Below are 26,141 nucleotides of genomic sequence, written 5' to 3' on the forward strand. Positions count from 1 at the left end.
AACCGAAAACCGCCCTCATCTTCTAAGGTTCAAACATTGAACTAGATCACAATTTCATTTTATGAAATTTATAACCACCTATTTTTAAACAAAAAATTATTTTATTAAGAAAGATTAATATGGCGTTTAATTGACCTAGATCAAACTTAGGCGTATCTCTTAGGTAACAGCAAAACCTGTTGTCTACTCATCAAAAATCCAACCTCAGGGTGAAGTATTATGAATGCATTAATCGAGATTGAAGCCTCTGAATTCAGCCAACTGTTCAAAAGCGGTGACGCTTTAAGCATCCGGATGTACATGGAGCATGTGCACATGCCTTTAGATGTGCAGGATAAGATTTACAACGAGATTTCGGCCTTAGCGGTACTTGAACAAGACACTATCGCGCGGCTTATCGAAACCCATTCCCACTCTGAAATCTCCGAGCGCTTGGCCTATTAATAACGGCTAAATATTCTGACTAACAGGCCAACGGACGGCTTGACTCGAGTATTCCATATCGCCAGATGGAGTGATGAAACAAAGTTGTTCGCAGTCACAGGTTATACCTCGTCCTCAGTCAATCAATTAACGACTGTTGATTAATAGGCTCACGCAAACAAATAACTTCTTCCGACATACAGATATGAACTATGACACCAAGACCTTAGGACGCTGTGCTGTTAAACGTTATTTGAAAATGCGATTCTCGGTTTTTGGAGCGCTCCATCGAGCCTAACCTGACAGCATTGCAAACTGCGCATAATAGTCCCCACTCTTTATAAATATCTAACGGGTAAAACGGTTGTTAGCGCCTGAATGGTTAGGGATATCTACATTGCAGAATAAGTTCAACAACTAACACTCCATCCCTAGAAATCCGAGAGTTTCACTGAGAACATGAGGTTACTTTGTTGGTTCAATTGCCTCCGTCCCCATGCTTTTCTGTTGTTGTAACCAGCGTGTCGGCGTCAAACCAAACTGACGCTCAAAAGCACGAGAAAAAGCAACGCCACCGCTGTATCCCACTTCTAACGCAATAAATTTAACTGGCTGACCCGCCAACAATAGCTGCTGTGCAAGTAATAAACGTGACTCAGTCACGTAGCTTAGCGGTGGCTGACCGATCACTTGATGAAAGCGAGCGGCAAACTGCGCCCTCGACATTCCTGCGAGCTTGGCTAATTCTGCAATGGTCCACGGCGTATCTGGGCTAGCATGGATAGCCTCAATAGCTTTGGCGAGTTTGGGATCCGTCATGGCCGCAAGTAAGCCCGACTCACACAAATTGTGTTCGACCATATGACGCAAAAGTAGCAGTAAGAGTAAATCCAACAAACTAGCGACAACGGCATTATGGGCATAGCGCAGGGAAAAGGCTTCATCAAAAAGTAAATTGATGGTTGGAGCCAGCCCTTCAAGCTTGGTTAAGGGAATGATTAAGGCGTCAGGTAACGCACGAAATAGTGGAGAATCTCGAAAAGTTAAGCGAGCACAGACCAAATCACAACCGCTGAAATGCAGAGGCTGAAGTCTATGATGGCGACCGCGAGGGTAAACGATGAGTGTGGGTTCACTGATAGTTTGTACTGCGCTGCCGGTTTGATGTAGCCCCAATTCACCCCGGCGTAATAAGTGGAGCTGCCCACCATTCGCGTGCTCCTCACTCTCTGCACTTTGGCAAAGATTGCCCGAGAAAAATAGGCTGGCTTTCGGCGCCGCATGTTGAATTAAGCTTGATAGCGCATCCATAAGATAAGACGTATTGTGTGTATTTGTGGATATTTAGTGATAATTCGTATTTTTCATTGTGTCAATATGCACAGCGTAAATTCACTGAAACACACAAATCACAAACATCAAGGAGCTTATCATGAGCCGTATTACTCCAGTATCAAACCCACAAGGTGAAGCTGCAACAACCCTTAATGCCATTAAACAAAAAATTGGCATGGTGCCGAATCTGTATGCGACTGTCGCGCATTCACCAACGGTACTGAATGCTTACCTAGCATTCAGCGAAGCGCTAAACCAAGGTCGTTTGTCTGCTAAACAACGTGAACTGATTGCTCTGGCGGTTGGTCAGGCTAACGAATGCCAATATTGCCTGTCTGCTCATACCATGATTAGCCGCGGCGCAGGTCTTTCTGATGAGCAAATCATTACTGCGCGTCAGGGAACGGCAGAAAATACACTAGACAATGCTTTGGTGAAGCTGGCCGTTACCCTAGTAAAACAACGTGGCGTGATCACCGATGAACAGCTGTCTGACGCACGTACACATGGCGTTGATGAAGGTTTAGTATTTGAAGTATTAGCACAAGTGAGTGCCAATACTTTCACTAACTACGCCAACCATGTGGCTGATACCGACATCGACTTTCCAAAAGTGAATGTGCAGCTCTAAGCTGAGTTGGTTTGAAAATTAGAGAGCACCCAAGTGGTGCTCTTTTTCATTGTATGCAACTGATAAAAAACAGCTTTCAATTTTTGGTTACACCCCCTCAAAAATGTGAAATTAATCCATTTGGGAAAGGTTTTAGGCACACCAGTTAAAGTGCTGCGCTTTATTAACCAGTCGTTACTCTCAACCCCATGAAACACCCCCAAAAAATAAGGCCAAATATCACTATTTGGCCTTAAGCTTATTTGCACTTAAGTTCATTCACTTAAGTTGAGTACTCTCAATTAGGATTCTTAAGCTTTCTCTTTTAAGCCTATGCTATTCATCCAGTAATCGAAATCGACCATATTACCGGGCAGCACCACACGGCTAGACTTCTGGCTTAAGCCATCGAGCTGCTTAAAGTATTGCTCACCAAGCTGCATACGCAATGCGTTATGGCCGCCTGGCGCCGCAATCACCGCAGCTAAACGCTCAATCGATTCCGCAGTGGCTCGTGACAGGGTTAAAATCTCCTCCGCTTTACCTTCGGCCTCATTGATACGGCGCTGCATTTCACCTTCAGAGCGGTTTACGGTTTCCGCTTTAATACCTTCGGAGCGATTGATCTTACTCTGCTTATCACCTTCACTCTTTGCCAGTAATGCACGACGCTCACGCTCGGCATTCACTTGCATTTCCATGGCGTTTTTCACTGTCTCGGGTGGCGTGATGTTCTTAATCTCATAGCGGTGCACGCGAATACCCCACATGGCACCCGCTTGGTCGAGCACTTCCACTACCTTAGCGGAAATCACATCCCTCTCTTCGAAGGTGCGGTCGAGATCTAAGGTGCCGATCACTGAGCGCGTGGTGGTCTGCGCCAGTTGAATTGCCGCATAGCGATAGTCAGTGATGCCATAACTGGCCTTCACAGGATCAGTAACAGAGATATAAATCACCCCGTCGACTTCCACATTCACTTCGTCACTGGAGAAGCACTCCTGTGGTGGAACGTCGATAGTTTCCTCTTTTAAGTCATGGATATAAGCCACTTTATCGACAAAAGGAATTAAGGTGTGGAAACCCGCATCTAACGTCGAGTGGTACTTACCTAAACGCTCAACAATATAAGCCGATTTAGTCGGAACTAAGCGGATGGATTGGAACAGCTTAATCACAAATATGGCGAAAATCAGTCCCCAAATGACCATTACCGCGACATCAGTATTCAATGGGATTTGCATTAGCGTGCTCCTTTGCTAGTTGCATTATGGCCACCCACGGTTTGGGTGACTTGTTCCATTCCTTCGAAGAATCCTTCGAGTTTTGCCATTTCCGCGGGGACAACCGACACTTGCGAATCGTTGAGAATTTTCCCGACCTGAGCAATAAACTGCTCTTTTAACAGCATATTCATCGCATCGTTACCGCCATTGACCGCTAACGCTTGGGAAATCATCGCCATGCCTTCGGACTTTGCTTTAGCGATAATGGCAATCTCTTGCCCCGTACCTTTAGCTTCGTTGATACGCTTCTGTTTTTGGCCTTCAGAAATGTTAATCGCCTCTTGGCGCTCACCCTCTGACATATTGATCATCGCGGCCTTTTCGGCATTGGCCAAGGTGATTTCGGCGCGCTTACGGCGCTCGGCTTCCATTTGTTTTTCAAGGGTATGGATTACATGGCGCGATGGCGTGATATTACGGATCTCATAGCGTAACACTTTGATCCCCCAAGGCTCAGACGCCTTATCAATCTCGCGCACTATGGATTCGTTTAAGCGATCACGCTCGGAAAAGGTCTCACTGAGGGTGAGCTTACCGATTTCAGAACGCATAGTGGTCTGTGCCAAATTCACGGCAGCTTTGCGATAGTTTTCAATACCGTAGCTCGCTAATTTGCCATCCATGACCTTGAGATACACTAAGCCGTCCACTTCAAGCTGGGTGTTATCCTTTGAGATACAGCTTTGTGGCGGCACATCGAGCACTTGCTCACGGGTATCGTGTTTATATGCGACGCGATCGAAGAAAGGGATTAAGAAGTGGAATCCCGGTTGCAGTACGGTACGGAATTTCCCCAAACGCTCAATGACATGCACCTCACGCATCGGCACTATCAACATCAGCTTATAGAGAATAAACAAGACAAATAAAATGACTAAGGTAAACACAAACATAGACTCATCCTTTAGTTTTGAGACGTTGCCTGCTCAACAGGCTCAACCACTAGGGCAATGTTTTCACGGCAGATAATCCTGACCTCAGTGCCCGCAGCAATGATACTACCATCCCCCAATGCGGGCCATTCGCTCCCTTGGAACTCGACTCTTCCTGTCGTTTGTCCTGGACCTATGGTTTGTTTAACACGGGCGATTTGATTGTAGATATCAAGTTCTTCATCGGTGTTATCCACATGGGAATCACCACCAACCAATTTTTGAGTGACTTGCCGAAAGGCGAGTAATAAGACGATGGCGGAAATAAACCAAAGTGTCAGGCTTTGAACCACACCTTCCACTAAGCCAATCCATAAGGCGCCAGCCACCACTAAGCAGGCGGCGCCGAGTAGCACGACAATACCTCCAGGTATCACCAGCTCGGCTAACATCAAGATAATCCCGATAATAGACCAAACTAAAATCAGATTCGAAAACTCCATATTCCCCCCTGAAATGAGAGCATCCTGTGCTGCACTATAGCAGCAGAGTGACAGATATGCGACATAATATGTCATAAATTTATACGCCGATTTAAAAAGCACGGCAAGACAATTAACTTGGGAAAATGAGGGGATGAATTGACTCGCGGCAAAATATCGACCCGAGTTGTTCTAAAATTAAGCACAATCAATTCAAAAAGTTAGCTCACAATATCATCAAAAATGTATCTTGAAATAAAATAACCACTAAAAATCAATAAATTAAACATCTTAAAACCCACAATTTGATTATGTGATTTTCACAACAACATTCGATAAAAAACTTTGAATAATTGTAAATTTTTGCATATATTGCCCGCACTTTTTACCTTGCCCTCAGCCAGAACCTATACAAGCCGCTCCACCCTAGCCGTTTGTAGGTTCAGCCCTCTGAGCAGGAACTGAGTACAACTTTATTTAGCGTCTACCCCTACAACAGGAAATAACAATGAAAAAGACATGCCTATGTCTAGCATTAATGCTTTCACCTCAAGCATTTGCTGGTGACTTAGTACAGTGGTGGGATTTCAGTGCAACCGCCCTTTATGGCGAAGACTACGACTTGGCTCCTTCGGACAAGCAAACGACAGTCACACTCGAAACCGCTGGTGCATGGAAATACGGTGATTGGTTTGCCTTCCAAGATTTTATCTACTTCAAAGGCGACCACACGGGCATGGATAGCACCACCTACGGAGAGATTTCACCTCGCTTTAGCGCGAGCAAAATCCTCGGCGAAAAAATTGCGTTCGGCCCTATTACCGATCTTTCATTAGCCCTTACCTACGAAGAAGGTGAAGGCCCTGTGCATAGCTTGCTCTATGGTTTAGGGGTCGATGTTGCCGTACCTTACTTTACCTACCTTAACTTCAACACTTATCGTCGCGATGCAATGAGCTCAGGCAATATCAGTGATGGCTGGCAGTTCACCCCAGTCTTCAGAATCGATATCCCTGTAGGTTCGGCCAATATCGTGCTCGATGGCTTTATCGATTGGGTATTTGCAACGGATAACAGTGGTTATGAAGAGAACTTCCACTTCAACCCTCAGCTGAAATACGATTTAGGTAAGAGCCTATTTGGTGATCACAAGGCAAATAAACTGCTTGTGGGTATCGAGTACGATCTGTGGACCAACAAATACGGCGTGAAGGGTGTCGACCAAGACACTTATTCTGTCATTGCTCAGTACCACTTCTAATCTAAGTGATACAGCCCGCCTTAGCGGATACAGCGAATAAAAAAGGTGCCCTAGGCACCTTTTTTATTATTACACAAGCAACACTCGCTTTGCAGGGGAGCGTGTCGTCGAATTAAGCCAGTAGCTTCTTAGCGGCAGCCACGACGATAGAAACAGCACTGACTTCAGTTTGCTTCATTGTCGCTTCGTTCGGGATTTCCTGTTGAGTGCGGTTTACGATAACGCCAGCCACACACGCCGCACGCCAACCTTGAGTCGCACACATAGTGAATAGGGTCGCAGATTCCATTTCATAGTTCAGCACGCCCATATCCTGCCACTCTTTCATTGAGCCAGCGAAACGACGGGTCACACGGCCAGTCACAGTGTCATAGCGCTCTTGGCCTGGGTAGAAGGTATCAGAAGATGCGGTAACGCCGATATGAGGCTCTACGCCCGCATCGCGGCACGCAGCAACCATAGCAGTGGTACATTCGAAGTTAGCAACCGCTGGGAACTCCATAGGTGCAAAATGTAAGCTCGCGCCATCTAAACGCACTGACGCTTGAGTCACAATCACATCACCCACATTTACATGGGGTTGAATCGCACCTGTGGTACCAACACGCAGGAAGGTATTCACACCTAATTGCGCTAACTCTTCAACTGCAATCGACGTTGATGGACCACCGATACCGGTAGAGCAAATCACCACTGGCTTACCGTCAGCATACGCTAAGTAGCTGGTGTACTCGCGGTGGCTTGCAAGGAATGTGGCATTATCCATTAACTCGGCAATACGTTTTACACGCTCAGGATCGCCGGGCACAATCGCCAAAGTGGCACCATCGAGCATCGCTTTGGTCAAACCTAAGTGAAATACATCAGCCATCGTGAAAACCCCTTTCATTTTTGATAATAAAATTCTTATAAAATCGACTTTAACCTAGTATCGAAGCGGTGAAGGTTAACTTGATCACAGAATTATCGGCAAGAAGAATTGTTCATTCGTAATGTAATTACCAAACCTATTACAGCTTGATCACAAAGATAGCAAATCTGTGATGTTTCTGTAGGCACTCGTCAATCAGGTGAAATTAAGTGTGAGCCAGATCTAACTCACTCGCCACACCGAGCAATATAAAAGATATAGGTTGTTGATTTATATAAAATTTGCTGAAATCACCCTTTAGTATTAATCTGTAGGAGGATAAATATTGATCCAAATCACGTTTCATCATTGTGCCTAAGGTTAGGGTTAACACGAGACCAAAGCACGATAAAAGACGACAAGGAGAACGCCAATGTTTCCAGAATATCGAGATCTCATTACCACTTTAAAGACTCAAGATGCTCATTTTCAACGTAAATTCAACGAGCACAATCAATTAGATGAAGAAATCAAGCAACTGGAAAAACGCGTTGGCAGTGATTTCAATCCCACAGTGAAAGAACTCAAGAGCAAAAAACTGCATTTAAAAGAAGAGATCTATCAAATTCTCAAATCCCACAATTAAGTGGTGACGCCAAAAACGAAGGGCGCCTAAGCGCCCTTTTTGTTGCCTTGCGGCCAAGATTACAGGTAGTAATCCTTCAGAGGTGGGAAACCGTTAAAGCACACCGCTGAATAAGTGGTGGTGTAAGCACCGGCGGTTAACCAGTACATACGGTCTCCAATCGCGAGGTCATTCGGCAGACCATAGCTGTAGTGTTCGTACATGATGTCGGCGCTATCGCAGGTCGGGCCGGCGATAACACATTTGTCCAACTCACCTTGTTTGTGGGTGAAGATTGGGAATTTAATCGCCTCATCCATGGTTTCGATTAAACCAGAGAACTTACCCACATCGGTAAATACCCAACGCTCTAATGCGGTGTAGGATTTCTTACTGATCAGCACCACCTCAGACACCAACACACCAGCGTTAGAGATCAGCGAGCGACCCGGCTCCAGAATGATCTGTGGCAAATCATCACCAAAATCTTCCTTCAGGAAGTGAGTGATTTGCTCAGCATACACACCCAGTTGATTGGTTTTGTCGATATAGTTAGCTGGGAAGCCACCACCCATGTTGATCATCTTCAGGACGATGTTGTGCTCATCACGCAAACGATCGAAGATGCTCTTCACTTTACCAATCGCCGAATCCCAAGCACCGATATCACGTTGCTGTGAACCCACGTGGAATGAAATACCAAAGGGCTCTAAGCCTAATTCCTTCGCCAGAACTAACAGCTCATAAGCCATCTCATTTTGGCAACCAAACTTACGAGACAGTGGCCAATCGGCGGTGTCCGTGCCTTCGGTCAGGATGCGCACATAAATGCGTGAACCTGGTGCTTCTTCGGCGATCATACGTAAGTCAGCTTCAGAATCCGATGCATACATACGCACACCACGCTCATAAAATGCACGCACATCTTGACGCTTTTTGATGGTATTGCCATAGCTCACGCGGTCAGGCGTTACGCCCACGTTAGTGACCATATCTAATTCATAAATCGACGCAATATCGAAGTTTGACCCTTTGTTTTTCAATAACGTCAGGATCTCAGCCGCAGGGTTTGCCTTAACTGCATAATAAACATCGGCATAAGGAAAACTATTAACCATGTCATCGTATTGTTTCGCAATGATACTGGTATCAATCACCACGAACGGGGTCGCTTTATCTTTGGCAAACTCTTCAATACGTTTGAAGGTTTCAGCATCATAATAGTCAGCAACATCAATAGATTGAAATTGGCTCATTGGGCCAGAGTCTCCTTTGGGTCAAATGGTAAAAGATTCGCTATCTGTCTTAAAAAACGTGCGCAGTAAACGCTATTTTTTTATTTAACGCAACGAATTTTTATGCTTAATAACTAACTTTTTATTCCATGAAATTTTAAGCGGTGACAAACATAAAAAAACTGCTATCAAAACAGATAATTATGCACAAGAGCACAACAGAGAATATTGACGTTTTTGAGGTAGGAAAAATGAATTTTTTACGACGGCAACTCAAGCTTATGCAGCTAAGGATGATCTGAGGAAAAATACTGAGTAACACTCGTCGGCCGAATAGCGATTCAAGCTCAATCCGCACGAGCCAAAAATCACCACTCTAAAGCGAGATCAAATCAGCTGAGGGGAAAGTCCCCTCAACATTGATCCCAAAGTACAGACTATTGCGACTCGTTTAGTTTCGCTAAGGCTTGGCTTAAGGCTTCACTCGAATCGAAGTAGGCGATGTCCTGAATATTGCGGTGGTCCAGTAAAATCATCGTCGCCATATCTTTAGTATCGGGTAACAGGCGGCTGATCTCGCCTTCCCTGTCTAACCCAATGGCAAAGGGCAACTCCTGCATTTGCGGCACGGCGACAAATTTGGCGATCAACGATGGCATGCCACTGATATCCGCCACATAGACTAAATGCGGTGGAAACTTATCTCCCGCGAGTGGTGTAAGCGTTTCTTTAATAATATCGCCGCCTTTCATACTGCGGCTAAAGAGCACGACTTTGGTTTCGTCAGTCACACTGACCGCTTGCTCATTTTGATCCTGCAATGAAATAGGATTGATCGCATCCCCGGCAACATAACTCGCCGCCAAGGCCATCATGGGAGTGAAAAGGAAGGACAGACACAACAACAGCTTTCTCATAAACACTTAACTCCATTTTTGATACGGGCAATAGCATACCCGAGTCTCACAACCGGCTCATTTAATCCGAGCCATTACATGATACGCTTCACAATGCATGGCGAATACGCCTTTCAAAGCAATTGTACGTTATACTAGGGCGGTTAAATTTATTGTAAGGATATCATTATGATAACACCGGGACTCGATCAAGAATTGCAGCAACTCCAAGGCGTTTACCAGCTGATCACCGAGTTTTTAGTCAATTATAGTTTCCAATTAATCGGTGCGGCGCTGGTCTTTTTATTGGGTCTGTGGGTCGCCAGCAAAGTCTCGCGCTTAGTCGCCAAGCAGTGCGAAAAGCATCACATCGACATCACCCTGAGTAACTTTGTCAGCAATCTGATCCGTATCCTAATCATTGTCATGGTGGGTATTATTGCCCTAGGCAAGATAGGCATTAGCGTCACGCCCATGGTGGCAGCGATTGGTGCCGCCTCCCTCGGCGCGGGTTTAGCCCTACAGGGCATGCTGTCGAACTATGCTGCTGGGGTCACCATTATTGTGACTCGCCCTTTTGTGGTCGGAAATACCATCGAAATCAAAGGTGAAAGCGGTGTCGTCACGCGGATTAATTTGGGAATGACGATTTTAACCAATGAGGAAGGCGAGCAAATTAGCATTCCCAACAAGCACATCGTTGGTGAGATCTTGCATAACTCCTTCGGTAATAAGCTGGTCGAAACCCAATTTAATCTGAGTTATAACAACGACCCTGAAGCGGCGATAAGCCTAATCACAGAGCTGCTGAGCCAAAACCCCAATGTCAGTCAGGACACTACACCAAATATTGGTATCAATGGTTTTAATGCCATCGGCATCGAGATTGGTGTGCGTTACTGGGTACCGACACAAAGTTACTTTCAGCATAAATACAAGATAAATATGGCCATTTATAACGCCCTCAAACAGGCTGGTATCGAAATGGCTTGCCCAGTGCGAGAAATTCATTTGCAAGAAAAGTAAGCGCCTCCATCGAGGCGAATGACTTCAAACATTCGCCTCATCTAACACAGTTAACTTGCAATTTTTTCGGGATGCGCGTTTACTGTGCGGCCCAAATATCGATAGTGACGGATTACTATGTTGTTGATACTTATCATTATAGCCTTTGTCGTTCTGTTTATTTTTTTTGCCAAATACCAAAAAAAGAAAATACAAGCCGAAGCGCTTGCCGCGGGTGAGCCCTCGGCGCTACTCAATCACGGACTCACATTAATCAATCAGGGCAAAATCAACTCAGGCCTAGACTATATTCAGCAGGCCGTAGATAAAGGCTTTGCCGTGGCCGCCATTGCTATGGCCGAGTTGTATTCGGGTCGATTCCAACAAGTCCCCGCCGATCCCAAGGCATCTGAATATTGGTATCGCAAAGCCGCCGAGATCGATCCGCAATTTTTACCCATGATCACCCTAACTAGCTTGGTCGCCTCTGAGGCGCAAACACCCGAGCAGTTACGCGAACAGGTAGAACAACTCAAAGCCAGTGCTGAAGCGGGGCAAGTCGAGTTTCAATATGAGCTCGCCTATTTGTATCTCAGACAACCCTTTCTCGATCCCGATGCAAGCCAAGCAATTTACTGGTTCGAAAAGGCTGCCGCCCAAGGAAACCAAGATGCCTATTACCACTTAGGTACACTCTACTGGCACGATGAACGTGTCACGCCCGACTATAGCAAAGCGCGGGAATACTTTGAGAAAGCCGTCGCCGCCGGTGATGAACTCGCAAAAGATAACCTAGGCCATATGCTGGCCGCAGGCCAAGGCGGCCCTAAGGATCTCGTCCGTGCCGAAGCCCTACTCAGCGAATATGCCGTAGAAAATGATTTTCGCCAGTATTACCTAGGCAAACGTTTCCTCTATGGTGAAGATTTTGCCGTCGACTACGGTAAAGCCCGCCACTGGTTAGAAAAATCCTGCACCGCTGACAATGTTTTTGCCAAGTTAGCGCTGGCACACCTTAAACTACTCGACCCACAAACGGATAATGACTACCAGCAGGCAAGAACAGAATTCGAGACGCTAGCGTCCCAGTGGCAAGAAGAAGCCCTATTCGGCCTAGGTAAAATCTATGAAGAAGGCTTAGGCGTCTCGCGCCAACCGATTAAAGCCTTAATGTATTACCAACTGGCGGCTATGAGCCATATCAGTGACTATCAAGACGCATATGAGAAGCTCAGTAAGCGCTTAGGTACCCTAGAGATCCGCGAAGCCCAAAGCCTGTGTAATAACTTTCTGCATCAACATCCTATCCCCAATGAGCAGCAAGCTTATTACTACCTTAACCAAGCAGAAATCTACCGCAAGGGTGAGCATCCGAGCCGCGAAGCGTTGCAAACCGCAGAGACTTGGTACCGTAAAGCTGCCGACTTGGGCAGCCAAGATGGTATGCAAGCCCTCGTTGATATCAACCGCCATGAGTCGATTGATAAACCGGTTCAGACATATATTTGGTCGAGCATATTACTGCGCAACTTTGGCAAATACGGGATGAATAGCGATCAGCTTTTGTATCAACAACAAGTCCTGCCGCGCTTAACAGAGTCCGAGTTGTTGTATGCCCAAGATGAAATCGAGAGAATTGAAGTCCAACTAGCGCCTTACTTACAGAGCAACGAATAAGGATAAACTGCTGAATGCTAGGGTTTGGCCGCTTAGCCAAACCCTCTTCTTAAAAACCACGGCTTAAACCGTGGCTTGGGTCAAATGCCGCAGCAATGTCGCCAGCCTTGGCGCTTCTTCTCCGCGAAAGTGAATAAAGCACGGCGGGTTATTATTAACTTAGCCGCTGCGTTAAAAAAATTAGAAATCAGCCGCCCTTATCAACGCCTAGCAGCCCCGCCCTCACACAGCGAAAATGGAGCAAAATCATTTCGACTGGCTACTTTAGAGATCGCAAATTTTACAAAATGTTAACTCGATCACTATCATTTTTTCGTCCTCTCCGACCTAAATCCCTAGCTGCGGCACAACAAGCTAATTTAGCAATAAAAACAAATCTTTGTTTTTGAAAATGTAAATTCCCACCCAATTCAATCCATCGTCAGTCAATTAGATTTTTATCAATGAAATTTTTATCAATTAGATTTTTTTAATGAAAGTGATACACCTCAAATAAACATCCCATCAGCTTTGATAAATTTATTCACAAGGTGGAAGCAATAGCCACATTCCACCAACAAAGTCATGTGAATGACACTTAAGAAAGGATGAGATGATGAAAACTTCAACTAAGATCGCAATCGCCGTCGCGCTAATCAGCAGTTTGGGAATTCAAGCCTACGCCGCCGATGGGGGCAATCCCAAAAAGGGAAAACACCTCTATAAAAAAGAATGTAAAGCCTGCCATAGCCAAGGTGGTGAAGGTGGCGAGCTGACCCCAATGAGCAAAACCATGAGCCAATGGGACCGCTTCTTCGACAAAGATAAACACAAACTCAAACCTGAGGTATTCAACGGCCTCACTGAGCAAGATCTCAAAGATATACAGCAATTCCTGTATGACCATGCCGCCGACTCGGAGCAACCGCAAACCTGCGGTTAATCGCTGCCGAGCCTAAATCAAAGGGATAACCACAGGCCTGCAACTGTAAGTTAACCCATTGAAATAAAACCAAGCCCAATAAGAGAAAAATGGGGAGCACACCTCAGGGCCTCCTGTTGGGTAAATTTGGCACAGGGCCTTGATCCAGTGCCAGCGGAACACTCAGGGAGAAACCCTATGCGTACACCTACACTCATTTCGATATTGGTTGCAAATGCGCTGTTTATGTCCGGCCAAACCTTTGCCGCCGCCAACGAAACGCCAACGGACACTCAAAAAATGGCCGAGCTGAAACAACAGCTGGCCGATATCACCGAACAGCTCGATGAACTCAATAGCCGCGTCGATAAAACCGAGCGCCACACCTCGTTAGACCGGCTTGAAATCACAGGTGACTTTAGAACCAAGGCCCACTCACTGCATTACCGCGATGTCGTTTGGAACCCCGCCATTAAAGTTAACTTTAATGACTTTGGCGCCAAGGCCATGTCCGGCGCCTTTGGGATGCCAAACGATCCTAACTCGCCACTCGGACAGATGATGCAAGCCAATCCCGATCTGGCCGCAGCCTTTCAAAACGGCATTTTACAGGGTGTGATGCCATACGTCCTCGCACAGCAACATATCCAAGATATTGATAACGATATCTTTTACACCACTCGCCTGCGGTTAAATCTTAAGGCCAAGGTATGGGACAACGTCAGTTTTGCCGGTCGTCTGAGCATGTATAAAAACTGGGGCGACTCCACAGGCGTACAAGTGTTCGACTCCTGGCGTTCATTCACTATGGATGGCACCAGCAGCGGCAACACCAGCGGTGACTGGCTGCGGGTCGAGCGCGCCTATTTCGACTGGAAAAAAATCAATGGCTCCGAATTTTACCTCTCGATTGGTCGCCGTCCATCCACCTATGGCCCACCAAGCCACTACCGTGAAAACGAACTGCGTGGCGGCACGCCTTCTGGCCATTTAGTTAACTTTAACTTCGACGGCGCCACCTTAGGGTACAACCTAGGGGAAATCACAGGGGTTGAGGGGCAAGTGGTCCGCTTCTGTTATGGCCAAGGCTTTGAATCCCAATGGGGTAATGGCGAAATGTTTGGCGACATCGTCACCAAGGATACCCATCTCGGCGGCTTTAATATCGATGCCATTAACGATGGCACTAACTTCCTGCAATTTACCCTGTTTGGTGCCAAAGACGTGAACGACGGCTTTAAAGGCACTATGGCCTTCCCGACCCAACTCGCGGGGATTTTTGCTCCGACCATGTACCAAGATATGCAAAAGTTCGACAACTTTAACTTTGTCACCCGAGTGCAACCTAGCGGCGTCATTGGTGATATGTACCTCGGCGGCATTGGCTTTGCGCGAGAAGAAGCTAACGATATCAAATGGTTTGCCTCATTGGGTTGGACACGCGCCGAGCCAAATGGCAATGCGGGTATGTTCGGCGGCATGTTATCCGATGCGGTGTTTGAAGCAGAGCTCAACAGCACTGGCACCGAAATCATCATGGTGCCGAAAACCAGTGATGATACCGATACCAAAGATGGTTATGGCATCTATGTGGGTATCCAAATCCCCGCGCCCTACGGCAAATTTGGCTTGGAATATAACTACGGTTCTAAATATTGGACGCCCTTCACCCAAGCCCAAGACGACCCCATCGGTAGCAAGTTAGCCACCCGTGGCCATGTCGGCGAAGCCTATTACATCTTTGATATCAATCCAAAAATGTTTATCAAACTGGCAGGACTCTACTACGACTACGAATACACGGGTAGTGGCACACCTGTGGGCGCACCACAAAAAATCGATGAGGTGTTAGCGGGCTCTGCCTACTCGATGCTGCCTGCGGTCGATAAGGCCTTCGATGTGAATGCCTCGCTGACCATTAACTTCTAATCACATGCCATTCAGCCCTCGGTATTGCCGAGGGCAGGAGTACAGAATGAAAAAACTCATTGTTATTGCCTTAGCGGGTATGGCGTTGCAAGCGCAGGCCGCCAATCCCCATAAAGATGTTCTCAAAGGCCCCTTCGCCACAGGTTCTGAGGTGACGACTCAGTGCTTAACCTGCCACGAAGAACAAGCCACAGACATGATGAAAACCTCCCACTGGACATGGGAGTTAGAACAAAAGCTACCCGATAGAACCGTATTACGCGGTAAGAAAAACAGTATCAATAACTTCTGTGTGTCGATTTCCAGCAACGAACCTCGCTGCACTAGCTGCCACGCAGGTTATGGCTGGAAGGACAGTAACTTTGATTTTAAAGACAAAACCAAAGTGGACTGCCTTGTCTGCCACGACACCACAGGCACCTATGTGAAAGACCCCGCCGGCGCAGGCGAACCCATGGCGAAACTCGATCTGGCGAAGATCGCGCAAAACGTCGGTGATCCCGTGCGGGATAACTGCGGTAGCTGCCATTTCTATGGTGGCGGTGGTGATGCGGTCAAACACGGGGATCTCGACTCCTCCATGGCCTATCCAGATAAAGCCACCGATGTGCACATGGACAGCGACGGCAATAACTTCCAATGCCAAAACTGTCATACCACTGAAAAGCATCAAATTTCGGGTAATGCTATGGGTGTCTCCCCAGGCGGCATCGACCATATAGGTTGTGAGAACTGCCACGAGAGTGCGCCGCACAGCAACAAAAAGCTCAATACCCATACCGCAACCGTGGCCTGCCAAACCTGCCATATTCCCTTCTTCGCGAAGAATGAGCCCACCAAGATGCGCTGGGATTGGTCAACTGCGGGTGATGATAAACCTGAGACCGTTGATCAATATGGCAAACACACCTATCAGAAGAAGAAGGGTGACTTTGTGTGGGAGAAAATGGTCAAGCCCCAGTACGCTTGGTACAACGGCACGGCTAACGCTTATATGGCGGGGGACAAGATGGACCCGAATGTCGTCACTAAACTGACCTACCCTATGGGCGATATTAACGATGCTAAAGCCAAGATTTATCCCTTTAAAGTGCATACAGGTAAGCAGATTTACGACAAGAAACTCAATATCTTTATCACCCCAAAAACCTATGGCAAGGGCGGATACTGGAGCGAGTTTGATTGGAATTTAGCGGCGAAACTGGGTATGGAAGCCAACACCACCATGACTGAAAAAGGCATCAAATACAGTGGTGAATATGGCTTTGCCGCCACTGAAATGTGGTGGCGTATCAACCACATGGTGTCACCGAAGGAACAAGCGCTTAACTGTAATGATTGCCACAACAAAGGCACTCACCTCGATTGGCAAGCCTTGGGCTATCAAGGCGATCCAATGAAAAACAAGCAAGGCCCTAAACATAAACAACCATAAGCCGTTTCACTCGCTATCGCCTAACCTAATCTAATGGCATAGCGAGTATCGCTCCCCTGCAAACCTTTGAGAGCTTAGTGCCCGCTGGCTAAGCTCTCTTTTTTATCGTGCTATACCTGCCAACAAAGACAAATCGCCGCAGTTAAAAAATAACACTGTCCCAGTTTGTCTCAATCTATAGGCGTGAAAAGGAGTTTGGCTCTGTTTATAAGTCAAATTAACTGATTTTTATGGCATTTATTTTGCCTAAACAGGCAATGTTCAATTGTGGCAACCTCTATGACCGCGGGCAAAACCCCAACACAGCATTCGACTCAACCGCTTAACCGTTTACTCGGTGAAACCAGCGGCGCCTTCGCCGACCTAGGCACTTTTTTACCCTTAGTCTTGGGCTTAATCGCCCTAAACCAATTTTCGCCCCAAGGGATATTTTTGGGCTTTGGCCTATTCGCAATCTTAAGCGCCTTATTTTATCGCCGCCCTATTCCCGTCCAACCCATGAAGGTGATCGCCGCCCTCGTAATCGCCCAAGGCTTAACACCAGGGATGCTCCAAGCCAGTGCCATGCTGATGGGTATCATACTGTTAATCTTGGCCTTTAGCGGCGCCATTACTTGGCTTGCCAAACAATTATCCCAAGCCGTGAGTGTTGGTATCCAACTAGCGATTGGTCTGCAGTTGATGTGGATGGGCACTAAGATGATGAGCGACTTTTGGCTGCTCGGACTCGGCGCGTTTGCCTTACTATTTGTGAGTAAATTCTTACCCTTACGTTACCTTGCTATGCCACTCGTTATCGCTGCTGGCATGTTATGGCAAGCCAATAGTCAAACCGACATTGCCACCAGCCTGAACATTCCCGCTTTGAGTACATCCTTACATTTAGCTTGGCCTAGCCTTAACGAGTGGAGTTCAGCAGCGATTTTACTGGTGCTGCCACAGCTCGCCCTCACCTTAACCAATGCGGTCATTGCAACTTCAGCCATGGCGCAGGAAAAATTCCCCGAAGATGCCGCCAAACTCACGCCTAAAAACTTGGCCATTAGCTCTGGGCTGGCCAATTTGTTACTCGCGCCTTTTGGTGCATCGGCCATGTGCCATGGTGCAGGAGGCCTTGCGGTGCAATACCACTTTGGCGCACGCACTCACCTCGCGCCATTAATCTTCGGCAGTACTTGTGTGGTTATCGCCCTATTCTGGGATGGGCAAATTGCGTGGTTGCTCGGGCTTATCCCTGTGGCGATTCTCGGCAGTTTGCTGTCCATCGGCGGTTTGCAACTGGCGTGGTCAAAACGCCTTATCGATGGTAAACCCTTCTGTATCTTTGTGATCCTCGCGACCGCAGTCACTTGCTTGGCTGTCAACGCCGCAGCGGGCCTCGCTGTCGGAATTCTTCTAGAGCAAGGTCGCCGCACTTGGGCCATGCTCGCCATGCGTTAAGTACTTCGAGCATCAATCCAAATGTTGTCTTTTGTGTCTATCAAAGATTCCAAGTGCAAAATGATTTTTAGATCAAATTATACTCCTAAGCGGGTCTAGGCTTTACAGCTAAATCCATTGGAATATTCTTTCTATTGCAACTTATAGACTGGCATTTATTCAATGATTCTACTCTCTGCTTTACTTCTGTATCTAGAACATAAATTATTTATTCTTTAAAAAACATCGAAACCATTCAACCTAACATGTTAAATTTGCGTAACTGCGGTTAATTGTGTAAGTTAATGATGATCTAAGATACCTACTAGGAAGTAAACATCCGTAACAGCAAGGAGCCCTCTATGCTACAGACTTTGAAAAAATCATTTTTTATTATCGTTTTGACTTTGTGTGCGTCGAACGCATCTAGCGCGCAGAAAAATAATAATACCATAGAATATTTAGATTTAACTTCTGAAGATAAAAAGGAGTTACTCAACGAGTACTGGATTACAGATAAAAGAGTCCATCCAGAATATCCTATAGAAGCAGCTAAAAATGGCATCTCAGGTTGTGTAGCGTTAGTTGTTGGAATTAATAGCAGTGGAAAACCAAGTGGATATAAGGTAAAAAAATCATATCCTGAAGGTGTATTTGATAATTATGCTACTGCAGCATTAGCTAACTGGAGATGGAAAGCTACTGATAAAAACAGTGATAAAAAACCAGTATTAACAATTATACAAATGGACTTTAGTGTTAGTAAATCTCCAAAAAGTGCTGAAGCCATAGCACATTGCGGTCAAATTCACGATGCATAATCTTATGTAATCCTGCTATAAAGGATAGTAAAACCGCCGTATTAAACGGCGGCAAACCTATATTATAAAATATTAATGCCGACACCTAAAAAATATAAAACTTAAACTTTAATACTATGGCTTTCATCCCTGTTATTATAATTCTCCAAAATTATAGGTGATAACTTTATTATTTCTAGCAATAACACCCTTAATTCTTAGATTAATTTAAAGGCTTATCAGACTCTTATTAGTTCATATAAATAGTATGTATAGCATTACTATCCAATAGGCATTGCTCAGTATACATTTAGAAAACGACTATAATTTTAAGCTAACGGTAAGGCATACTTTAAAATTTTATTGGCTGGGCAATACCACGGTTACCACACAGCCTTGCTGCCAGGGTAATTGGGCATGTACCGATTGCTTGCAGTTTTCAATCTCAATACTGCCATGGTGGCGGCTGACGACATCCTTACAAATGGCTAAACCTAAACCGAGTCCCGCATCCTTGGTGGAGGCAAATGAGGCCATTAGCTCACTGGCTTGGCGTTGCAATCCTTCACCATTATCAATCACTAATACTTTAATTTCAGTGGGTTGATAATAGATCTCCACCCTCAACTGGCGCGTTCGGTGATCTTCACAGGCTTCTAGCGCATCTAAACTATTTTTGACTAGGTTGACCCACATTTGACTGAGGCCCACGCTATCCCCCAAGACTTCAAAGGGATGACCTTCGACCAATACAGTAACTTGCACACCTGCGCGGTCTAACTCGCGCCGCAGCAGGGCTAAGGCTTCTTTGACGACTAGGGTCACATTGAGCGGTTCGGCCTTAGACTGGCGACGTTTGAGTAAACCGCGAATGCGGTGCACAACCGCCCCTGCTCGTATCGATTGCGCGTTGATTTTCCCTAAAATATCATAGAGTTCAGGATTATCCTGCCCCAGCCTTTCTAGCTGTAGCATGGCGCCTTCACTGTATTGGGTTATGGCGGCAATAGGTTGATTTAATTCATGGGCAAGCCCCGCGCCAATCTCCCCGAGAATCGCCGCACTCTGCAACCGCTCTAGCTGCAAGGCTTTATCCTTTAACTGCCGCTCGGTGCTGACCAAAAACTCGCTCTTTTGGCGAAATTTATATTCGAGCCACAGGTGATAAATGGTCGATACGATAAAGATCAGCAGCAATACCCCACCCCACTCTTTATTTTTCTCCATCCATTTATAGACGGTTTGATAGAGAGGAGGGGCTGCGCCTTGCAGCTGTAATTCTTTAAATAATTCAATCACCTTGAGCTGACTCACCGGCGCTGTCCAACCTAAGGTATCGGCGGTAATCGCCGCCACATGGTCGGCGGGCAAGTCAAACAGGGCGCGAGTAATTTGCATGGTAATACGCGGCGATACTGTATCTGCGGCCGCGAATGACCAATTAGGATAAAGCTGGGTGCTCACCTCGCAGTCATAACCAGGAGGATTGGTTGGATGAATAACCCGATAATCGGCTTGATTGATAAGCCCGGTTTCAATCATTTCCTCTAAGGTGCAAAAAGGCGCAATCGCAGCATCGGCATTACCATCGCGCACTTGATAGATTAGCGGCTCGAGGGGAAAGCCTAAGAATCGCACATCACCGAAAAACTGCTCCGGCAAATAGCCCATTTTATGCAGCAGTCCCATCGCCGCTTGATAGCCACCGAGCGCCTGCGGATCGCTGGCAACCACATTCTTGCCCCGTAAATCCTGCAAACTGCGGATTGGGCTATCGGCACGCACAATAATGGTCGCGCCTATGGTAAAAGTGCTGCCTTGATGTTTACGGCTCTTCATGGTCGCCAGCCACGAGAGCGGAAAGTTATTACTCAAATGCAGATACTGGCCGGGGTTGGTCACAATAAATTGCAAGTCGTGGCTAAGTAACTGGCTACGCATGCCATTAAAATCCACCGGCACCACTTCAAAACGGCTATTGGGGACTTTTTCGCTCAGGTAATCCATCATTGGCTGCCAGCGTTGTTTAGCTTGCAACACACCATGATTGGCCAGCACACCCACCTTAAATTCATTGACGGACACATCTTCATCGGCATAGCACAGGGTAAGCCCTGTCAGACTCAAGATAACACTCACGAGTATTGCCCGACACCACAACCCCATTGCGCTCGCCTTTTCCACTATGCCCTTGTTATCGGTTCACTTTATCTTTACCGCTTCAATTAAGCTGTGAATCGCCCCAAACTCTGGCGCATGGCCGATAGGATTCGGCTAATTTAGTGATACACCTCCCAAGACCTCGGCTTAAAATTGAGCCAGCTACACCGCAGGCTTAAGCTGATAACACCAAAACCATTGCAAGGAAAACCATGTCCACCAAGCTACAGTTGTACTTAGTCGATGATGATGAGGCGATTCTCGATTCTCTAGGGTTTATGCTCGGGCAATTTGGCTATCAAGTACAAACCTTTAGCAGTGGACGGGATTTTTTAGCCCAATGCCCCTTAACGCAGGCGGGCTGCGTGATTTTAGATAGCAGAATGCCGGAGATCACCGGCCAAGAAGTCCAGCAAAAATTGCTTGAGACCCAAAGCCCGCTGGGTGTGATCTTTCTAACGGGTCACGGCGATTTACCTATGGCATTAAGCGCCTTCCGCAAAGGTGCCTGTGACTTTTTTCAAAAGCCCGTGTCCGGCAAAGCTTTGGTTCAAGCGATTGAAAAAGCGCATAAAGAAAGCCAAGCCAGTTTTGAGCAACTGTATCTGCAGCAAAAATTTGCCCAACTGACTGAGCGCGAACAACAAGTTTTAGCCCATGTGGTTCAAGGCATGACCAATAAACAGATCTCCGAAGCCATGTATTTATCCTTAAGAACCATCGAAGTCCATCGCGCTAAGATTATGAAAAAGCTCGAAGTTAGCAATATGGCCGAATTAGTCCAGCATTTAGCTCACCTCAATGCCCTACTGCCTTAATGTCTTAATACCTTAGTGCCTTAGTGCCTTAGTGCCTTAGTGCCTTAGTGCTCTACAGTCTTAGCCACAAGGTCTCTGCTAGCCCTACTCAGATATGCTGACTTGAACACTTTCCCTTGCTTGCCCTGGCAAAAGTTGCCCTGCGACAAGCTGTCGCAGTTTGTCAGTTTAGCTTTGTCGCTTCAGCAATAAACTGCCACACTCAGCTCAGGTTCTCTCCTTTATGTCCCGTAGGCATTAAAGATCCACTGCTTTAGAACCTTCCCCCGAGAACGGCCAGTGTTCTCGGGGCTTTTTTATCTCTCCTGTTTTGTCCACAAGGCTCGCCCCTCAGCCGCCAACAAAGTAAATTCATTTATAGACCCAGAACATTCATGATGATTTGAGGTCATAATCAACAACATAATTTGCAGACTCAAACGCAATCAAGGAAGAATTTATGTCTAAGATCATCATCAACCTCTCTTTTAGTCTTTTTATGCTTGGCTCCCTAAGCGGATGCCTAACAAACACACTGGTCAGTGATAGATGCAACCAAACATATCCAGCTGATCAGCAAGAATGTGACAAAACAGACGCCGCCATCTATACCGCTTCAGCATTATTAAAAGACTCAGATAAAGGCCAAAGCTGCGCCGATATGTCTGGCAAAGCGAAAGAGGATTGCTTAGTTCAACAACAAGCGCTAAGAGAATCGCTCGATAAGCACTCTCGCAAATAGTCTCAAGGAAGATAAATGCAAGCCTCGGTTTTTATTGCCGTTTCACTCGATAGGTTTATTGCCTCGCCCGATGGGGATATCGATTTTTTAAATCAGCATCCGAGCAGTAATCCCGAAGAAGATTTTGGTTACTGCGCCTTTATCAAAACGGTTGATGCCATCGTGATGGGGCGCAAGAGCTTTGAAAAAGTTCTGTCATTTGACTGCGATTGGCCCTATGAATCGCTGCCCGTGTTTGTTTTAAGCAAACATGGCATTTCAATTCCCGCAGCATTAAGCACTCGGGTCGAAGTGCTTAACGGGGATGCAACGAGCATTAGTGTGGACAACTAAAAAAGCGCGGTTTTAAACATCTCTATATCGATGGCGGGCAAACTATTCAGGGATTTCTCGCGGCAGGACTGATACAGGAGTTAACGCTCACGCGCATCCCAACCTTGCTTGGTTGTGACATCCCTCTCTTTGGCAGCTTGGCCCACGCGATTCAGCTAGAAGCCCTACACACTCAGCAATATGACAATGGCTATGTGCAAACTCGTTATCGCGTAATCAGTTAATCGATTATCTCCCTACGGGAACGCTGACCGACTCAGCTTTGCAGAATCGAGTCATTAATGTAACCAGCCTGTTAAGTAAAATTAAGTTCTATCAATAACTTAATGATCATCTATCAAAGATACGTTAGAATATCGCCATCTTAGCAACAGGTGAGCAGTATGAGCCGTCTACATACATCTAAAGGATTTACCCTAATCGAATTGGTGGTGGTTATCATCATCTTAGGCATTCTTGCCGTGGTCGCTGCGCCTCGCTTTATAAATCTTAGCCAAGATGCCCACAATGCACGGGCAAAAGCCGCCTTCGCCGCTTTTACCTCTGGCGTAAAGCTGTATCACAGTTGTTGGCTTGCGGGTGGACACTCGGGCTACACCCAAGATCTTGCCTGTTATGGTGATGGCACTTTAGACTCAACCACCACTGGTTTTCCCTTAGGTAAAGACACAGACAATGGCGGCAATCAAGGCACTCAATTACAAGGCGATTTCTGTGGTGAGTTATGGCAATCCTTACTCGATAATCAGGACTTTGTCCTCACCTCACACACGAATTGGGAACAGCAACAGGCGTCCGATATCGACATAGTCTACTGGTACGCTGGCGGCGCAATAAGTGATCCTGACACTTATTGTTACTTTAACTATGTGTCGGATGATCGCCGTCTTGGCAGTGAGAATTGGGAGCTAAAATACTATCCCCTCCATGGCCGCACTGTTATCGGTCGTTCCTCCTTTTCGAAATCTGAAATACCACCTTCCCCCTAAACGCACCAAGCATATCCGCTTTAGCCACAGGGCATAAAATCCCTAACGCCCTGTGGCTTTTTCCGCTTTCACTTGAAATCTGACCATCCATCCCCATATCTATTCCATCATCCACCGCAGGATTTTCATTGCGGGCAAGAGAAGAGGATTCATTGTGACCACTATCGTATCAGTACGCCGTAATAACCAAGTTGTCATCGCCGGCGATGGCCAAGTCTCCCTAGGCAATACCGTCATGAAAGGTAACGCCAAGAAAGTGCGTCGCTTATATCACAACAAAGTGTTGGCAGGTTTTGCTGGCGGCACCGCCGACGCTTTTACCCTATTTGAGCGTTTCGAGTCCAAGCTCGAGATGCACCAAGGCCATCTATTACGATCGGCCGTTGAACTGGCCAAAGATTGGCGAACCGACCGCATGCTGCGCAAACTCGAGGCCATGCTGGTGGTTGCCGATGCCGAAGCGTCACTGATCATCACAGGAAATGGTGACGTAGTGCAGCCAGAACATGATTTAGTCGCCATTGGCTCGGGCGGTAACTATGCCCAAGCGGCGGCGCTAGCCCTGCTACAAAATACCGAATTATCGGCGCTGGAAATTGCAGAAAAGTCGCTGACTATTGCAGGCGATATCTGCGTATTCACCAATCAATTCAAGACAATTGAAGAACTTAACTACTAACAGCCCGTGAGGAATATTATGTCTGAAATGACCCCCCGTGAGATTGTCCACGAGCTGGATGCCCACATTATCGGCCAGAAAAAGGCCAAGCGTTCCGTCGCCGTCGCCCTGCGTAACCGCTGGCGCCGCATGCAATTGGATGCCGACTTCCGTCAAGAAGTCACCCCAAAAAACATTCTGATGATTGGCCCAACCGGCGTAGGTAAAACCGAAATCGCCCGCCGTTTGGCAAAGCTCGCCAATGCGCCGTTCATCAAGGTTGAAGCCACTAAGTTCACCGAAGTGGGTTACGTGGGTAAAGAAGTCGAGCAAATCATCCGTGATTTAACCGACATCGCCATTAAGCTGACCCGCGAGCAACAAATGGGCAAATGCCGTCAACGCGCCGAAGAACACGCCGAAGAGCGTATTCTCGATGCCCTACTGCCCAAGCCGAAAAACGACTGGGACAACACGGACAGCGATACCAGCTCCAATACCCGTCAGATCTTCCGCAAAAAGCTGCGTGAAGGCCAGTTAGACGACAAAGAAATCGATATCGATGTGGCCCAGCCACAGGTGGGTATCGAAATCATGTCGCCACCGGGCATGGAAGAAATGACCAACCAACTGCAAAGCCTGTTTAAAAACATGGGCCAAGCACCGGCTAAACGTCGCAAGATGAAGATCAAAGAAGCCTTTAAGCTGTTGATCGAAGAAGAAGCGGCCAAACTGGTTAATCAAGAAGATTTAAAAGAGCAAGCCATTGAATTGGTTGAGCAGCACGGCATAGTGTTCCTCGACGAAATCGACAAGATCTGTAAGCGTGGCGAAACCTCTGGTCCAGACGTGTCCCGCGAAGGCGTACAGCGCGACCTGTTACCTTTAGTTGAAGGCTGCACTGTCACCACTAAACATGGCATGGTGAAAACCGACCATATTCTGTTTATCGCTTCGGGCGCGTTCCAAATGGCAAAACCTTCGGATTTAATCCCCGAGCTACAAGGCCGTTTACCGATCCGCGTTGAGCTTGATGCGTTATCAGCCGATGATTTTAAACGCATTTTAACTGAGCCACACGCCTCACTGACCGAGCAATATATTGCGCTGATGGCCACCGAAGGCGTGACTATTGAGTTTGCCGAGTCGGGCATCGAGAGCATTGCTAAGGCGGCATGGCAAGTGAACGAGCGCACCGAAAACATTGGTGCCCGTCGTCTACATACCGTGATGGAAAAGCTGATGGAAGATATCTCCTATGAGGCGTCCGACAAGTCTGGTAGCTCATTTGTGATTGATGCCGATTATGTGAGTGCTCACTTAGATAATCTGGTTCAAGACGAAGACCTAAGCCGCTTTATCCTGTAACTAGGGCTGTTATCCAAGCCTGCAATGTTCGTTCCGAACATTGAGTGCAAAAT

At 46.7% G+C, this 26,141-nt stretch carries 26 protein-coding genes; 18 read left to right on the forward strand and 8 right to left on the reverse strand.

Annotated features, from left to right (window positions below; genetic code table 11):
- Nucleotides 1–219: 219 nt before the first annotated feature.
- Nucleotides 220–444, forward strand: a complete 225-nt coding sequence (locus tag SHEWMR4_RS18265) for a hypothetical protein (protein ID WP_011624229.1) — start codon at nt 220–222, stop codon at nt 442–444.
- 444 nt (nt 445–888) lie between these two features.
- Here the strand turns inward: SHEWMR4_RS18265 and SHEWMR4_RS18270 are convergent, their stop codons facing one another.
- On the reverse strand, nt 889–1,734 hold the full coding sequence (locus tag SHEWMR4_RS18270; RefSeq protein ID WP_011624230.1) for an AraC family transcriptional regulator: 846 nt from the start codon (nt 1,732–1,734) through the stop codon (nt 889–891).
- Nucleotides 1,735–1,855: 121 nt separating this feature from the next.
- Here SHEWMR4_RS18270 and SHEWMR4_RS18275 point away from each other — a divergent pair, with 121 nt between their 5' ends.
- On the forward strand, nt 1,856–2,389 hold the full coding sequence (locus SHEWMR4_RS18275) for a carboxymuconolactone decarboxylase family protein (RefSeq protein WP_011624231.1): 534 nt from the start codon (nt 1,856–1,858) through the stop codon (nt 2,387–2,389).
- A 290-nt stretch (nt 2,390–2,679) separates the two neighbouring features.
- On the opposite strand, the gene SHEWMR4_RS18280 is transcribed toward SHEWMR4_RS18275, so the two are convergent.
- The 3 genes from SHEWMR4_RS18280 to SHEWMR4_RS18290 are packed head-to-tail and all read right to left on the reverse strand — an operon-like array spanning nt 2,680 to nt 5,029.
- Nucleotides 2,680–3,612, reverse strand: coding sequence for an SPFH domain-containing protein (locus SHEWMR4_RS18280; RefSeq protein WP_011624232.1), 933 nt, complete (start codon nt 3,610–3,612; stop codon nt 2,680–2,682).
- Complete coding sequence (locus tag SHEWMR4_RS18285) at nt 3,612–4,547, reverse strand: SPFH domain-containing protein (protein ID WP_011624233.1); 936 nt, start codon at nt 4,545–4,547, stop codon at nt 3,612–3,614. Before SHEWMR4_RS18285 ends, SHEWMR4_RS18280 begins: the two co-directional genes overlap by 1 nt.
- Nucleotides 4,548–4,558: 11 nt before the next feature.
- Nucleotides 4,559–5,029, reverse strand: a complete 471-nt coding sequence (locus SHEWMR4_RS18290) for an NfeD family protein (RefSeq protein WP_011624234.1) — start codon at nt 5,027–5,029, stop codon at nt 4,559–4,561.
- Nucleotides 5,030–5,516: 487 nt separating this feature from the next.
- On the opposite strand from SHEWMR4_RS18290, the gene SHEWMR4_RS18295 reads away from it, so the two are divergent.
- Nucleotides 5,517–6,269: an outer membrane protein OmpK gene (locus SHEWMR4_RS18295; protein ID WP_011624235.1), complete on the forward strand. Its 753-nt coding sequence runs from the start codon at nt 5,517–5,519 to the stop codon at nt 6,267–6,269.
- A 112-nt stretch (nt 6,270–6,381) separates the two neighbouring features.
- On the opposite strand, the gene udp is transcribed toward SHEWMR4_RS18295, so the two are convergent.
- Nucleotides 6,382–7,140 carry a uridine phosphorylase gene (udp, locus tag SHEWMR4_RS18300; RefSeq protein ID WP_011624236.1) on the reverse strand — a complete coding sequence of 253 codons (759 nt, stop codon included), beginning with the start codon at nt 7,138–7,140 and terminating at the stop codon, nt 6,382–6,384.
- Between the two features lie 412 nt (nt 7,141–7,552).
- Here udp and SHEWMR4_RS18305 point away from each other — a divergent pair, with 412 nt between their 5' ends.
- Nucleotides 7,553–7,765: a YdcH family protein gene (locus SHEWMR4_RS18305; protein ID WP_011624237.1), complete on the forward strand. Its 213-nt coding sequence runs from the start codon at nt 7,553–7,555 to the stop codon at nt 7,763–7,765.
- A 59-nt stretch (nt 7,766–7,824) separates the two neighbouring features.
- Here SHEWMR4_RS18305 and SHEWMR4_RS18310 read toward each other — a convergent pair whose 3' ends face one another.
- Both SHEWMR4_RS18310 and SHEWMR4_RS18315 read right to left on the reverse strand, forming a co-directional pair.
- Nucleotides 7,825–9,000, reverse strand: a complete 1,176-nt coding sequence (locus SHEWMR4_RS18310) for a type III PLP-dependent enzyme (RefSeq protein ID WP_011624238.1) — start codon at nt 8,998–9,000, stop codon at nt 7,825–7,827.
- Nucleotides 9,001–9,416: 416 nt separating this feature from the next.
- Nucleotides 9,417–9,896, reverse strand: coding sequence for a hypothetical protein (locus SHEWMR4_RS18315; protein ID WP_011624239.1), 480 nt, complete (start codon nt 9,894–9,896; stop codon nt 9,417–9,419).
- A 168-nt stretch (nt 9,897–10,064) separates the two neighbouring features.
- Here SHEWMR4_RS18315 and SHEWMR4_RS18320 point away from each other — a divergent pair, with 168 nt between their 5' ends.
- From SHEWMR4_RS18320 to SHEWMR4_RS18355, 7 genes are all read left to right on the forward strand, one after another.
- The gene (locus tag SHEWMR4_RS18320) at nt 10,065–10,901 is read left to right on the forward strand and encodes a mechanosensitive ion channel family protein (RefSeq protein ID WP_011624240.1); all 837 of its coding nucleotides are present in this window, start codon (nt 10,065–10,067) and stop codon (nt 10,899–10,901) included.
- A 117-nt stretch (nt 10,902–11,018) separates the two neighbouring features.
- A complete protein-coding gene (locus SHEWMR4_RS18325) occupies nt 11,019–12,557 on the forward strand; it encodes a tetratricopeptide repeat protein (RefSeq protein ID WP_011624241.1) in 1,539 nt (512 codons plus the stop codon).
- 592 nt (nt 12,558–13,149) lie between these two features.
- Nucleotides 13,150–13,479: a c-type cytochrome gene (locus tag SHEWMR4_RS18335; protein ID WP_011624242.1), complete on the forward strand. Its 330-nt coding sequence runs from the start codon at nt 13,150–13,152 to the stop codon at nt 13,477–13,479.
- Between the two features lie 177 nt (nt 13,480–13,656).
- A complete protein-coding gene (locus SHEWMR4_RS18340) occupies nt 13,657–15,387 on the forward strand; it encodes a DUF3373 domain-containing protein (protein ID WP_011624243.1) in 1,731 nt (576 codons plus the stop codon).
- Between the two features lie 46 nt (nt 15,388–15,433).
- Nucleotides 15,434–16,822, forward strand: a complete 1,389-nt coding sequence (locus SHEWMR4_RS18345) for a tetrathionate reductase family octaheme c-type cytochrome (protein WP_011624244.1) — start codon at nt 15,434–15,436, stop codon at nt 16,820–16,822.
- A gap of 279 nt (nt 16,823–17,101) precedes the next feature.
- Entirely contained in the window at nt 17,102–18,262 is a 1,161-nt protein-coding gene (locus tag SHEWMR4_RS18350) for a putative sulfate/molybdate transporter (RefSeq protein WP_011624245.1), read from the forward strand.
- 341 nt (nt 18,263–18,603) lie between these two features.
- Nucleotides 18,604–19,062, forward strand: a complete 459-nt coding sequence (locus SHEWMR4_RS18355) for an energy transducer TonB (protein ID WP_011624246.1) — start codon at nt 18,604–18,606, stop codon at nt 19,060–19,062.
- A gap of 339 nt (nt 19,063–19,401) precedes the next feature.
- Here SHEWMR4_RS18355 and SHEWMR4_RS18360 read toward each other — a convergent pair whose 3' ends face one another.
- Nucleotides 19,402–21,207: a PhnD/SsuA/transferrin family substrate-binding protein gene (locus SHEWMR4_RS18360; protein ID WP_041408903.1), complete on the reverse strand. Its 1,806-nt coding sequence runs from the start codon at nt 21,205–21,207 to the stop codon at nt 19,402–19,404.
- Nucleotides 21,208–21,413: 206 nt separating this feature from the next.
- Here SHEWMR4_RS18360 and SHEWMR4_RS18365 point away from each other — a divergent pair, with 206 nt between their 5' ends.
- From SHEWMR4_RS18365 to hslU, 7 genes are all read left to right on the forward strand, one after another.
- On the forward strand, nt 21,414–22,019 hold the full coding sequence (locus SHEWMR4_RS18365; RefSeq protein ID WP_011624248.1) for a response regulator transcription factor: 606 nt from the start codon (nt 21,414–21,416) through the stop codon (nt 22,017–22,019).
- Nucleotides 22,020–22,458: 439 nt separating this feature from the next.
- Nucleotides 22,459–22,740 (forward strand): hypothetical protein, encoded by a 282-nt coding sequence (locus SHEWMR4_RS18370; protein ID WP_011624249.1) that lies wholly within the window; start codon nt 22,459–22,461, stop codon nt 22,738–22,740.
- 15 nt (nt 22,741–22,755) lie between these two features.
- Nucleotides 22,756–23,073 (forward strand): dihydrofolate reductase family protein, encoded by a 318-nt coding sequence (locus SHEWMR4_RS21135; RefSeq protein ID WP_227499213.1) that lies wholly within the window; start codon nt 22,756–22,758, stop codon nt 23,071–23,073.
- 44 nt (nt 23,074–23,117) lie between these two features.
- On the forward strand, nt 23,118–23,297 hold the full coding sequence (locus SHEWMR4_RS21140; RefSeq protein ID WP_264622898.1) for a hypothetical protein: 180 nt from the start codon (nt 23,118–23,120) through the stop codon (nt 23,295–23,297).
- A 159-nt stretch (nt 23,298–23,456) separates the two neighbouring features.
- Nucleotides 23,457–24,062, forward strand: coding sequence for a type II secretion system protein (locus SHEWMR4_RS18380; RefSeq protein ID WP_011624250.1), 606 nt, complete (start codon nt 23,457–23,459; stop codon nt 24,060–24,062).
- Between the two features lie 154 nt (nt 24,063–24,216).
- Nucleotides 24,217–24,741, forward strand: a complete 525-nt coding sequence (hslV, locus tag SHEWMR4_RS18385) for an ATP-dependent protease subunit HslV (protein WP_011073856.1) — start codon at nt 24,217–24,219, stop codon at nt 24,739–24,741.
- An 18-nt stretch (nt 24,742–24,759) separates the two neighbouring features.
- On the forward strand, nt 24,760–26,088 hold the full coding sequence (hslU, locus tag SHEWMR4_RS18390; protein WP_011624251.1) for an ATP-dependent protease ATPase subunit HslU: 1,329 nt from the start codon (nt 24,760–24,762) through the stop codon (nt 26,086–26,088).
- The last annotated feature ends 53 nt before the right edge of the window (nt 26,089–26,141 follow it).

The organism is Shewanella sp. MR-4, from assembly GCF_000014685.1.
Taxonomy (GTDB): Bacteria; Pseudomonadota; Gammaproteobacteria; order Enterobacterales; family Shewanellaceae; genus Shewanella.